General features: G+C 68.3%; 12 protein-coding genes and 1 pseudogene. 12 read left to right on the top strand and 1 reads right to left on the bottom strand.

The annotated features are described in order from the left end of the window. The 12 genes from VGH54_RS14730 to VGH54_RS14675 form a co-directional block, all read left to right on the top strand. Window positions 1-582: glutamate ligase domain-containing protein (locus VGH54_RS14730; RefSeq protein ID WP_331512779.1), on the top strand; the 582-nt coding region annotated here is incomplete at its 5' end. Between the two features lie 6 nt (window positions 583-588). Further along, the gene (gene ftsW, locus VGH54_RS14725) at window positions 589-2,133 is read left to right on the top strand and encodes a putative lipid II flippase FtsW (protein WP_331512777.1); all 1,545 of its coding nucleotides are present in this window, start codon (window positions 589-591) and stop codon (window positions 2,131-2,133) included. Then, window positions 2,130-3,353, top strand: a complete 1,224-nt coding sequence (murG, locus tag VGH54_RS14720) for an undecaprenyldiphospho-muramoylpentapeptide beta-N-acetylglucosaminyltransferase (RefSeq protein WP_331512776.1) — start codon at window positions 2,130-2,132, stop codon at window positions 3,351-3,353. The genes ftsW and murG overlap by 4 nt, the downstream gene beginning before the upstream one ends. Then, the gene (murC, locus tag VGH54_RS14715; RefSeq protein WP_331512775.1) at window positions 3,350-4,819 is read left to right on the top strand and encodes a UDP-N-acetylmuramate--L-alanine ligase; all 1,470 of its coding nucleotides are present in this window, start codon (window positions 3,350-3,352) and stop codon (window positions 4,817-4,819) included. Before murG ends, murC begins: the two co-directional genes overlap by 4 nt. Continuing rightward, window positions 4,816-5,766, top strand: coding sequence for a cell division protein FtsQ/DivIB (locus VGH54_RS14710; RefSeq protein WP_414688714.1), 951 nt, complete (start codon window positions 4,816-4,818; stop codon window positions 5,764-5,766). Before murC ends, VGH54_RS14710 begins: the two co-directional genes overlap by 4 nt. 210 nt (window positions 5,767-5,976) lie before the next feature. Further along, window positions 5,977-7,116, top strand: a complete 1,140-nt coding sequence (gene ftsZ, locus VGH54_RS14705) for a cell division protein FtsZ (protein WP_331512780.1) — start codon at window positions 5,977-5,979, stop codon at window positions 7,114-7,116. A gap of 72 nt (window positions 7,117-7,188) precedes the next feature. Further along, window positions 7,189-7,896, top strand: a complete 708-nt coding sequence (pgeF, locus tag VGH54_RS14700) for a peptidoglycan editing factor PgeF (protein ID WP_331512774.1) — start codon at window positions 7,189-7,191, stop codon at window positions 7,894-7,896. Next, window positions 7,893-8,738 carry a YggS family pyridoxal phosphate enzyme gene (locus VGH54_RS14695; RefSeq protein ID WP_331512773.1) on the top strand — a complete coding sequence of 282 codons (846 nt, stop codon included), beginning with the start codon at window positions 7,893-7,895 and terminating at the stop codon, window positions 8,736-8,738. The genes pgeF and VGH54_RS14695 overlap by 4 nt, the downstream gene beginning before the upstream one ends. A gap of 12 nt (window positions 8,739-8,750) precedes the next feature. Then, window positions 8,751-9,377 carry a cell division protein SepF gene (locus VGH54_RS14690; protein WP_331512772.1) on the top strand — a complete coding sequence of 209 codons (627 nt, stop codon included), beginning with the start codon at window positions 8,751-8,753 and terminating at the stop codon, window positions 9,375-9,377. A gap of 97 nt (window positions 9,378-9,474) precedes the next feature. After that, on the top strand, window positions 9,475-9,765 hold the full coding sequence (locus VGH54_RS14685; protein WP_325686183.1) for a YggT family protein: 291 nt from the start codon (window positions 9,475-9,477) through the stop codon (window positions 9,763-9,765). Between the two features lie 252 nt (window positions 9,766-10,017). After that, window positions 10,018-10,839: a DivIVA domain-containing protein gene (locus tag VGH54_RS14680; protein WP_331512771.1), complete on the top strand. Its 822-nt coding sequence runs from the start codon at window positions 10,018-10,020 to the stop codon at window positions 10,837-10,839. Window positions 10,840-10,917: 78 nt separating this feature from the next. After that, complete coding sequence (locus VGH54_RS14675) at window positions 10,918-11,226, top strand: hypothetical protein (RefSeq protein ID WP_331512770.1); 309 nt, start codon at window positions 10,918-10,920, stop codon at window positions 11,224-11,226. Here the strand turns inward: VGH54_RS14675 and VGH54_RS14670 are convergent. Then, window positions 11,223-11,903 (bottom strand): annotated as a pseudogene (locus tag VGH54_RS14670) (phosphoribosyltransferase); the annotation flags it as partial. The gene VGH54_RS14675 and the pseudogene VGH54_RS14670 sit on opposite strands and share 4 nt — an antisense overlap. Window positions 11,904-11,907 lie beyond the last annotated feature (4 nt).

Here is an 11,907-nt window from a genome sequence, read left to right as displayed (position 1 = left end):
CGCAGCGTCGGAGTGCCCGGCGACGCGATCGCGACGGCATTGGCCTCGTTCCAGGTGGGCCGGCATCGAGCCGAGTTGGTAGCCGTCGTCGACCAGATCAGCTACGTCGACGATTCCAAGGCCACGAACCCGCATGCCGCTGAGGCATCCGTACTGGCCTACCCGCGGGTGGTGTGGATCGCCGGGGGTCTGCTCAAGGGCGCGTCCGTGCACGAGACCGTGGCCCGGGTGGCTTCGCGGCTGGTCGGAGCGGTGTTGATCGGCCGGGACCGGGCGATGGTTGCCGAGGCGTTATCGCGACACGCGCCGGATGTGCCCGTCGTACAGGTTGTGGCAGGCGAGGATATTGATATGTATGCGACTGCTGAGTCTCCTGTTGCGTCTGTGACACACGTGGTTCCGGGATCGGACGAGACTGTCGGCGCTCGCGTCATGAACGCTGCCGTGGCCGCCGCCCGAGACCTGGCGCAACCCGGCGATACGGTGCTGTTGGCACCGGCGGGTGCCTCCTTTGACCAGTTCACCGGCTACGGGGACCGCGGCGACGCGTTCGCGGCCGCTGTCCGCGCCACAACCCGGTAGCTGCGGGTGACGAACATGCTGGCCCGGCTGCTGCGCCGGGGAGCCAAGGGTGACCAGGCGGCCGACAGCACGCCCGAGGCGTCCGCGGAGAAGACGACCGCGAAAGCGACCGCCGCCGAGCCCCGGACCCGGTTCGGGGCCTGGCTGGGCCGGCCCATGACGTCGTTCCACCTGATCATCGCGATCGCCGCACTGCTGACCACGCTGGGCCTGATCATGGTGCTGTCCGCATCCGGGGTCCGTTCCTACGACGACGACGGGTCGGCGTGGGTCATCTTCGGTCGGCAGGTGTTGTGGACGATCATCGGGCTGTTCGCCTGCTACCTGGCGCTGCGGTTGCCGGTGCGATTCATGCGGCGCATGGCGTTTTCCGGCTTCGCCGCGACCATCGTGATGCTGGTTCTGGTGCTGATCCCGGGAATCGGTAACGAAGCCAACGGTTCTCGCGGTTGGTTCGTGATCGCGGGATTCTCGATGCAGCCCTCCGAGCTGACCAAGATCGCCTTCGCGATCTGGGGCGCGCACCTGCTCGCGGCACGCCGCATGGAGCGGGCCTCGCTGCGGGAGATGCTGATCCCGCTGGTGCCGGCGGCGGTCATCGCGCTAGCTCTCATCGTCGCGCAGCCCGACCTGGGCCAGACGGTGTCGATGAGCATCATCCTGCTCGGCTTGCTGTGGTACGCCGGTCTGCCGTTGCGGGTGTTCTTGAGCTCGCTGTTCGCCGCGATCGTCGCCGGAGCGATCCTGGCGGTGTCGGCGGGTTACCGCTCCGACCGGGTGCGGTCCTGGCTGGACCCCGGTCAGGACCCGCAGGACTCGGGATACCAAGCCAGACAGGCCAAGTACGCGCTGGCCAACGGCGGTATTTTCGGCGACGGTCTGGGGCAGGGCACGGCGAAGTGGAACTATCTGCCCAACGCGCACAACGACTTCATCTTCGCGATCATCGGCGAGGAGCTCGGCCTGGTCGGCGCGCTGGGCCTGCTGGGGTTGTTCGGGCTGTTCGCGTACACCGGAATGCGCATCGCGCGCCGCTCCGCCGACCCGTTCCTGAGGCTGCTGACCGCGACCACCACCTTGTGGGTGATCGGTCAGTCGTTCATCAACGTCGGCTATGTGATCGGCCTGCTGCCCGTCACCGGCATTCAGCTGCCGCTGATCTCTGCGGGTGGAACATCGACGGCCACAACACTTTTGATGATCGGCATGATGGCCAACGCGGCCAGGCACGAACCCGAGGCCGTCGCTGCGCTGCGGGCCGGACGCGACGACCGGATGACCCGCATTCTGCGGCTGCCGTTGCCGGAGCCTTACTCGCCGACCCGGGTCGAGGCGCTGCGCGACCGGTTGCGCAGCAAGCCGCAGCCGGCCAAGGCGCAGCGCACCGCGAACCGGAAGCCGGCCGATCGGCGGACCGCTCGGTCTGACGTCAAGGGCCGCGCAGGGGGAAGGCATCATGGAGTCGAACAGCGGTACACCGGCCAGCGTCGCGCAAGCACTGGGAATGCTCGTGCCAAGGGCCGCGTATTGGAAGGTCAACGCTACGGGTGAACGACTCGGTCACGGGGTCATCGGCCACAGGGCCAACCGGGCATTCCTCATTGTCGGTTGTGCTCGCGGGCGGCGGCACAGCCGGCCACGTTGAGCCCGCGATGGCCGTCGCTGATGCCCTGGTAAGGCTGGATCCCGACGTCCGGATCACCGCGCTGGGCACCGCGCGCGGCCTGGAGACCAAGCTGGTGCCCGAGCGTGGCTACCAACTCGAGCTGATCACTCCCGTCCCGCTGCCGCGCAAACTCACCGGTGACCTGGCCCGCCTTCCGGCGCGGGTGCTGCGGGCGGTTCGCCAGACCCGGGCCGTGCTGGACAAAGTCGACGCCGACGTGGTGATCGGGTTCGGCGGCTACGTGTCGCTGCCCGCATACCTGGCAGCCCGCGGCACAGCCCGGCGCCGGCGGCGGGTGCCGGTGGTGATTCACGAAGCGAACGCCAGCGCCGGGCTGGCCAATCGGGTCGGGGCCCGCAGCGCCCACCGCGTGCTGTCGGCGGTGCCCGATCCGGGTCTACGGCATGCCGAGGTGGTCGGCGTGCCGGTCCGGGAAGCCATCACCTCGCTGGATCGGGCCGCAGTGCGGTCGACGGCACGGGCGCATTTCGGCTTCGCCGACGACGCCCGGGTGCTGCTGGTGTTCGGCGGCTCGCAGGGCGCCGCGTCCCTCAACCGGGCGGTCGCCGCGGCCGCCGGCGATCTGGCGGCCGCGGACGTCGCGGTGCTGCACGCCCACGGCGCCAAGAACACCATCGACCTGCGCACCCCCGAACCCGGTGACCCGCCGTACGTCGCGGTCCCGTATCTGAGCCGGATGGACCTGGCCTATGCCGCCGCCGACTTGGCGATCTGCCGGTCGGGTGCGATGACCGTCGCCGAGGTGACGGCGGTCGGCCTGCCCGCGGTGTACGTGCCGTTGCCGATCGGCAACGGCGAGCAGCGCCTCAACGCGTTACCGGTGGTCAATTCCGGTGGCGGCATCCTGGTCGCCGACGCCGACCTGACGCCGGAATTCGTCGCCGATCAGGTGGCCGGGCTGCTCAACGACGCTCCGCGGCTGGCGGCGATGACGACGGCTGCGGCGCTGGTCGGTCATCCGGATGCGGCACGGCAGGTGGCCCAGGTCGCGCTGGACATCGCGCGGGCAGCGCGGGATGGGAAGCGCGCGAAAAGTCGGCGGAGTGCGCTGGAGATCGCGCGGGCGGGGAGAACGCGACGATGAACGCCGCGCCGCTGCCCCCCGAGCTGCAGCGGGTGCACATGGTCGGCATCGGGGGAGCCGGCATGTCGGGGATCGCCCGCATCCTGCTGGACCGGGGCGGCATGGTGTCGGGGTCTGATGCCAAGGAGTCACGCGGTGTCCGTGCGTTGCGGGCGCGTGGCGCGCTGATCCGGATCGGCCACGACGCCTCGTCGCTGGATCTGCTGCCGGGCGGCGCGACGGCGGTCATCACCACGCACGCCGCGATCCCGAAGACCAACCCCGAACTCGTCGAGGCCCGTCGGCGCGGCATCCCGGTGGTGCTGCGGCCGGCGGTCCTGGCCAAGCTGATGGCCGGCCGGACCACACTGATGGTGACCGGCACACACGGCAAGACGACCACGACGTCGATGCTGATCGTGGCCCTGCAGCATTGCGGCCGGGACCCGTCATTCGCCGTCGGCGGTGAGCTGGGCGAGGCCGGCACCAACGCTCACCACGGCAGCGGCGACTGCTTCGTCGCCGAGGCCGACGAAAGCGACGGCTCGCTGCTCGAGTACACCCCGAATGTCGCAGTGGTCACCAACGTCGAGTCCGACCATCTCGATTTCTTCGGCAGTCCAGATGCCTACATCGCGGTCTTCGACTCCTTCGCGGAGCGCATCGCCCCCGGCGGTGCGCTCGTCGTCTGCACTGATGACCCGGGCGCGGCCGCGCTGGCCGATCGCACTGCGGCGCTGGGGATCCGGGTGCTGCGGTACGGCTCGTCGTACGACGGCCCGGACCACCAGCTGGCCGGGACGTTGTTGTCGTGGGAACAACAGGGCACCGAGGCGGTCGCACACGTCAAGCTCGACGGCGAAATCCATCCGTGGGTGATGCGGCTGTCGGTGCCGGGCCGGCACATGGCGCTCAACGCGCTGGGTGCGATGCTGGCCGCCATCGAGATCGGCGCCCCCGCCGAATGCGTGCTGGACGGGCTGGCCGGTTTCGAGGGAGTGCGCCGCCGTTTCGAGATGATCGGAACCGCCTCCGGGGTAAGGGTTTTCGATGACTACGCGCACCATCCCACCGAGGTCAGTGCCACATTGGAGGCGGTGCGCACGCTACTGGAGCAGACCGGCGCCGGCCGCTCCTTGGTGGTGTTCCAACCGCATTTGTATTCGCGGACGCAGGCTTTCGCCGCTGAGTTCGGTGCGGCGCTCGAGGCGGCCGATCAAGTTTTCGTGCTCGACGTCTACGGCGCACGCGAACAGCCCATCGCCGGGGTGAGCGGGGCGAGCGTCGCCGAACACGTCAGCGTCCCAGTGCAGTACCTGCCCGATTTCTCGGCGGTCGCCACGGCGGTGGCCGCGTCGGCCGCGCCCGGCGATGTCGTCGTCACCATGGGCGCCGGCGACGTCACCATGCTCGCACCCGAGATCGTCACCGCGCTGCAGTTGCGGGCCAACCGCGGCTCGCCGGGCCGGCCGGGGGAGGCGCGATGACCGAGCCGGACGGCGTGCCGCCCGGCGACGACCCCGCCGGGGGGACCGCGGCGACCGGGCCGATCGAAGCCGCTGCGCCCTCGGATGGCGACGACGACACCGCCGCAGAACAGGAGCAGACCGACGACGCGATAGAGGGGCCACGTCGACGGGCCCGCCGGGAGCGCGCCGAGCGCCGCGAGGCCCAAGCACGCGCGATCGCGATCGAAGAAGCCCGCCGCGAGGCGAAACGCGCTGCGCGTGGCCGACCCGCGGCCACGTCCAAGCCCGTTGCCCGCGGAGCGGTCCGGGGCTTGAAGCTGTTCCTGCTATCGCTGCTGCTGATCCTGGCCACCATCGCGGTGGGGCTGATCCTGTACTTCACGCCGGTGATGTCGGCGCGCAGCATCGTCGTCACCGGTATCGGGGCGGTCACCCGCGACGAGGTGCTCGACGTGGCCCACGTCCGGCTCGGTACGCCGCTGCTGCAGATCAACACCGACGCCATCGCCGACCGGGTGGCAGCGATCCGGCGGGTGGCCAGCGCGCGAGTGCAGCGCGATTACCCGTCGGCGCTGCGGATCATCATCGTGGAGCGAATTCCGTTGGTGGTCAAAGACTTTCCCGACGGCCCGCATCTGTTCGACCGCGATGGCGTGGACTTCGCCACCGCGCCGCCACCGCCGGCGCTGCCCTACATCGACGTCGACAATCCCGGACCGACCGATCCGGCGACCAAGGCTGCGCTCGCGGTGTTGACCTCGCTGCGCCCCGAAGTCGTCGCGCAGGTGAGCCGGATCGCCGCCCCGTCGGTCGCGTCGATCAAGCTGACCCTCGCCGACGGGCGCACGGTGATCTGGGGGACCAACGAGCGCACCGAGGAAAAGGCCCAGAAGTTGGCCGCCCTGCTGACCCGGCCGGGGCGGACCTATGACGTCTCCAGCCCGGATCTGCCGACCGTCAGGTAGACGCGTCGTCCATCCGGGCGTTGGCCGCGGCACAAATTCGCCCGAAATTCGCCCGACGCGCGTCGGCGCGCCTGCATCGATCGCGCCCGCGACGGCAATACCGTTCTGTTTGCGCGAATCAACTTGACATAACTCTAACGCTTTACTTGAGGTTGAGGTTTGCCGAGGCGGTTCGCTTAAGACAAGTCCCACCAGGGAGGAACGAGAATGATGACCCCGCCGCACAACTACTTGGCCGTCATCAAAGTCGTGGGGATAGGCGGCGGCGGCGTCAACGCCGTCAACCGCATGATCGAGCAAGGACTCAAGGGCGTGGAGTTCATCGCCATCAACACCGACGCCCAGGCGCTGTTGATGAGCGACGCCGACGTCAAGCTCGACGTCGGTCGCGACTCCACCCGAGGGCTCGGCGCGGGCGCCGACCCCGAGGTCGGCCGCAGGGCCGCCGACGACGCCAAGGACGAGATCGAGGAGCTGCTCCGCGGCGCCGACATGGTGTTCGTCACCGCGGGCGAAGGCGGTGGAACCGGTACCGGCGGCGCGCCCGTCGTCGCCAGCATCGCCCGCAAGCTCGGCGCATTGACCGTCGGCGTGGTCACCCGGCCGTTCTCCTTCGAGGGCAAGCGGCGCGGCACCCAGGCCGAGACCGGCATCTCGTCGTTGCGGGAAAGCTGCGACACCCTGATCGTGATCCCCAACGACCGCTTGCTGCAGATGGGCGATGCCGAGGTGTCGCTGATGGACGCCTTCCGCAGCGCCGACGAGGTGCTGCTCAACGGTGTGCAGGGCATCACCGACCTGATCACCACACCGGGCCTGATCAACGTCGACTTCGCCGACGTCAAGGGCATCATGTCGGGCGCGGGCACGGCGCTGATGGGTATCGGGTCGGCCCGCGGCGACGGTCGCGCCCTCAAGGCGGCCGAGATCGCGATCAACTCGCCGCTGCTGGAAGCCTCCATGGAAGGCGCCCAGGGCGTGCTGATGTCCATCGCCGGCGGAAGCGACCTGGGGCTGTTTGAGATCAACGAAGCCGCCTCGCTGGTACAGGATGCCGCCCACCAGGACGCCAACATCATCTTCGGAACGGTCATCGACGACTCGCTCGGCGACGAGGTGCGCGTCACCGTGATCGCGGCGGGCTTCGACGCGAGCGGGCCGGGCCGAAAGCCGGTCGTCGGCACCAGCGATACCGCGACGACGATCGCGTCCGGCAAGCACGGCAAGGTCAGCTCCAGCTTGTTCGAGCCCGCCGACGCGGTGAGCGTGTCGGTGCCGACCAACGGCGCGACCTTCGACATCGGCGGCGAGGACGACGACGTCGATGTGCCGCCGTTCATGCGGCGCTAGCCACACGATGCGATGACGGCCGCGACACGGTGTCGGGGCGAGGCGGCCTTGCTCAAGCCGGATACTGGGCGAGTGAGCGTTCGTATCCGGCGGGTCAGCACGACTCGAGCAGGCGGTGTCTCGTTGCCGCCGTTCGACACCTTCAATCTGGGCGACCATGTCGGCGACGACCCGGCTGCCGTGGCGGCCAACCGGAACCGGCTGGCCGCGGCCATCGGCCTCGGCCCTGACCGGGTGGTGTGGATGAACCAGGTGCACGGCGACCACATCGAAGTGGTCGAAGGCCCGCGCGACACCGCGTTCGACGACACGGACGGATTCGTAACGCGCACACCGCGACTGGCCCTTGCGGTGGTCACCGCCGATTGCGTTCCAGTATTGCTGGCCGATGCACGGGCGGGCGTCGTCGCGGCCGTACACGCCGGCCGGGTCGGGGCTCGCGACGGTGTGGTGGCCCGGGCCGTCGAGGCCATGCTGTCGGTGGGTGCACACGCGCCGGACATCTCGGTGCTGCTGGGGCCGGCGGTCAGCGGCCGCAACTATGAAGTGCCCGCCGTGATGGCCGACGAGGTGGAGGCAGTGCTGCCCGGCAGTCGCACCACCACGTCGACGGGCACGCCAGGGCTGGACCTTCGGGCCGGAATCGCTTGTCAGCTGAAGGCTTTGGGCGTAAGCGCCATCGATGTCGACCCGCGTTGCACGGTCGAGGACGTCAACTTGTTCAGCCATCGGCGCGGCGCCCCGACCGGGCGGCTGGCCTCGGTGGTGTGGATGGAATGAGCGCATTAGCGGTAAACCGTTCCGCCCGACCGGAGCGGGAATTGCAATTAGCCGATTCTTTGGCGGCGTTACGGTCGCGGCTCGCGGCGGCCGCCGATGCGGCCGGCCGCAAACTCGACGAAATTCAACTTCTGCCTATTACGAAATTCTTTCCGGCAACCGATGTGGCGATTTTGTCGCGATTGGGATGCGCCGCGTTCGGCGAATCCCGCGACCAGGAAGCCGCGGCGAAGGCCGACGAAGTTGCTCGGTTGCTGGACGGCCCGGCGGGCGCCGGTGCCGCAGCGACCGGCCCGCAGTGGCACATGGTCGGCACGATCCAGCGCAACAAAGCCCGCTCGCTGGCCGGCTGGGCGCATACCGCCCACTCGGTCAGCAGCACCCGGGTCGTCGCGGCGCTCGACCGCGCGGTCGCGGGCGCGCTGAGTGAGGGTCGGCGGAAAGATCCGCTGCGGGTCTACGTGCAGATCAGCCTCGATGGTGATGTGTCCCGCGGCGGCGTGGATGTCTCCGACGCCGGCGCCGTCGACGACATCTGTGCGCAGGTCGACGCCGCCGAATCCCTTGAGCTGGTGGGCCTGATGGGTATACCGCCGCTGGACTGGGAGCCGGATCGGGCGTTCGCGCTGCTGCAGTCGGAACACCATCGGGTGCGTCGGGCCCACCCGGCCGCGGTCGGATTGTCGGCGGGCATGTCGAACGACCTCGAAATTGCGGTCAAACATGGATCGACGTGTGTGCGTGTCGGTACCGCGTTATTGGGTCAACGACCGCTACCGTCACCGTCAATAGTCACTCCAGTCACATCTTCATCACAGACACCGGAATTTCCAGAGCCGTAGAAGGGTCAAGCGATGAGCACACTTCATAAGGTCAAGGCCTACTTCGGTATGGCTCCCATGGAGGACTACGACGACGAGTACTACGACGACCACGCGCCGGCCCGCCCCGGCTACCCGCGCCAGCGCTTTGCCGACGACGGGTATGGGCGTTACGAGGGTCGCGAGTACGACGATGCGCCCGCCGAATACGGCGCGGGCAGCTATCGCGGCGGGTTCGCCGAGGAGCCCCGTTTCCGCGGCCACGACTACGACCGCGCCGACCTGGCCCGGCCTCGACTCGGCTCGCTGCGCGGCTCGACCCGCGGCGCACTTGCGATGGACCCGCGCCGGATGGCGATGCTGTTCGACGAGAGCAGCCCGCTGTCGAAGATCACCACGCTGCGGCCCAAGGACTACAGCGAGGCCCGCACCATCGGTGAGCGATTCCGCGACGGCACCCCGGTGATCATGGACCTGGTCTCGATGGACAACGCCGACGCCAAGCGGTTGGTCGACTTCGCCGCCGGGCTGGCGTTCGCGCTACGTGGTTCATTCGACAAAGTCGCGACCAAGGTGTTCTTGCTTTCACCGGCCGACGTCGACGTCTCCCCGGAAGAGCGCCGGCGCATCGCCGAGACCGGCTTCTACGCCTACCAGTAGCCGCGAGGCAGGGCAGCGTCCGAGCCGGTAGGGTGGCGTTCGCGGCTGCTGAGGCTGTCGTCAAGGTCACATCTTCATCACTAAGGTCGGGCTCTAGTTGACGCTGCTTGTGCACATCATTGGTTTTGCGCTGTTCATCTTCTGGCTATTGCTGATCGCGCGCGTGGTCGTTGAGTTCATCCGGTCCTTCAGCCGCGATTGGCATCCGCGCGGCCTCACCGTGGTGATTCTCGAGATCATTCTGTCGGTCACCGATCCGCCGGTAAATCTGCTGCGACGGCTGATACCGCAGCTCACCGTCGGTGCCGTGCGCTTCGATCTGTCCATCATGGTGCTGCTCCTGGTGGCGTTCATCGGTATGACGATGGCGCTGGATTATCAGGGCTGAAAACGCCAGGAATACCGCGGGTAGCCGTCCGCTCGGCTCAGGCAGTTTGCCAAGGCCCGGATTTGGTTCGGATATGGCGCTGATTTGCTGCTTTCTTAAACTGTGAAATTCGGTCTTATTTATTGACCGATTCGGCAACCGCCGGGTCTGGTGTGACAGGATGGGCCGCAGTTGCAACATGGCTACGAGACCGTTCATCCCGTCCTACACTTTCCTGGACCGTTTGGCTGTCCACACTCAAGGGGGCTAAGAATGCCGCTGACACCCGCAGACGTCCACAATGTGGCGTTCAGTAAGCCGCCCATCGGCAAGCGAGGTTACAACGAGGACGAGGTCGACGCCTTCCTCGACCTGGTGGAGAACGAGCTGACCCGGCTGATCGAAGAGAACTCCGATTTGCGTCAGCGGGTCGCAGAGCTGGACCAGGAGCTGGCCGGCGCCCGGGCCGGTGGCGCCAGTGCTCAACCCACCCAATCCATTCCGGTGTACGAGCCCGAGCCCGAGGCGGTCAAGCCGTCGCCGAAGCCCGTCGCGGCAGCTGCCCCGGCTCCCGCCGTCTCCGCGCCACTCGGCGAGGAGCAGGCCATCAAGGCGGCGCGGGTGCTCGCCCTGGCCCAGGACACCGCTGACCGGCTGACCGACACCGCCCAGGCCGAGTCGGACAAGCTGTTGTCCGACGCCCGAGCCAACGCCGAACAGATCGTCGGCGACGCCCGTCGCGAAGCCGAGACCACGATCTCCGAGGCCCGTCAGCGTGCCGACGCCCTGCTGGCCGACGCGCAGACCCGCTCCGAGACCCAGCTGCGCCAGGCTCAGGAGAAGGCCGACGCACTGCAGGCCGACGCCGAGCGCAAGCACTCCGAGATCATGGGAACGATCAACCAGCAGCGCACGGTTCTCGAGGGTCGGCTCGAGCAGCTGCGCACCTTCGAACGCGAGTACCGCACCCGGCTCAAGACCTACCTCGAGTCTCAGCTCGAGGAGCTCGGACAGCGTGGGTCGGCTGCGCCGGTCGATTCCAGCGCCAGCAACGACGCCGCAGGGTTCAACCAGTTCAATCGGGGTAATAACTAGGTCGGTCGGAGATACCGGCACGAGCGGTCGGTATCCTGCCTTGTTGGCAATGTCGCCCCGTCGGCTGGAGGTTAACCGGTGCTGATTATCTCGCTGGTACTGGCGGTGATCGGCCTTGCCGCACTGGTGTTCGCAGTGATCACCAGCAATGAATTGGTCGCCTGGGTATGTATCGGCGCCAGTGTGCTGGGCGTCGTGCTGCTGATCATCGACGCTCTACAGGAACGTCGGCGCCGCGAGGCGGGTCCGGCAAGCCCCGGACCGGGGTCAGCTGACGATTCGGAGTCGCACGGTGAGGACGAGGCAGCCGATTATCCGGCGGATGCGATCGACGAACCTGACGGTGCGACCGACGACAGCGTCAGCGACGACCGCAAAACGTCCTAGGAACCAGGCGGGGTCGCCAGCAAGTCGCGGACCTCATCGTCGCTGATTTGATGGAAGTCGACGAAAACCTGGCCCACCGCGTCGAAGTCGTCCGGCATCGTCGCGCACACCACCTCGTCGGCCTCCTCGGCCAGCACCTCGCACACCGACCGCGGGCCGACCGGCACAGCGACAACGATCGAGTCGGGGCCCGCGGCCCGCAGCGCTCGCACCGCCGCGAGGATGCTTGCACCCGTGGCAATCCCGTCGTCAACCACGATGACCGTCCTGCCGCGCGGGTCGGCGACCGGTCGCTCGCCCCGGTAAGCGTATTCGCGGCGAATGAGTTCGGCGGCTTCGCGTTCGACGACCGCGCGCACCTGCTCGTCGCTGATCCGCAGGCTCGACACCACGTTGTCGTTCATCACCACGCCGCCGCCGCTGGCCAGCGCCCCCATCGCTAGTTCGGACCACTGCGGCACGCCCAGCTTTCGCACCAGGAAGACGTCCAGCTCTGCGCCCAGGGCTGCGGCGACCTCCCAACCGACCGGCACGCCGCCGCGGGCCAGCCCGAGAACGAGCAGACCGGCTTTACCGCGATACGACGCCAGCTCCTGGGCGAGCACGCGACCGGCTTCGCGACGGTCGCGGAAGGTGCGCCGCGGCCGGCGCAGAAATCCGCTGGGTCGGTCCATGGGTCAT

Source organism: Mycobacterium sp. (assembly GCF_036488105.1).
Classification (GTDB): Bacteria; Actinomycetota; Actinomycetes; order Mycobacteriales; family Mycobacteriaceae; genus Mycobacterium.
This window is presented reverse-complemented; position numbering and strand designations above follow the sequence as displayed.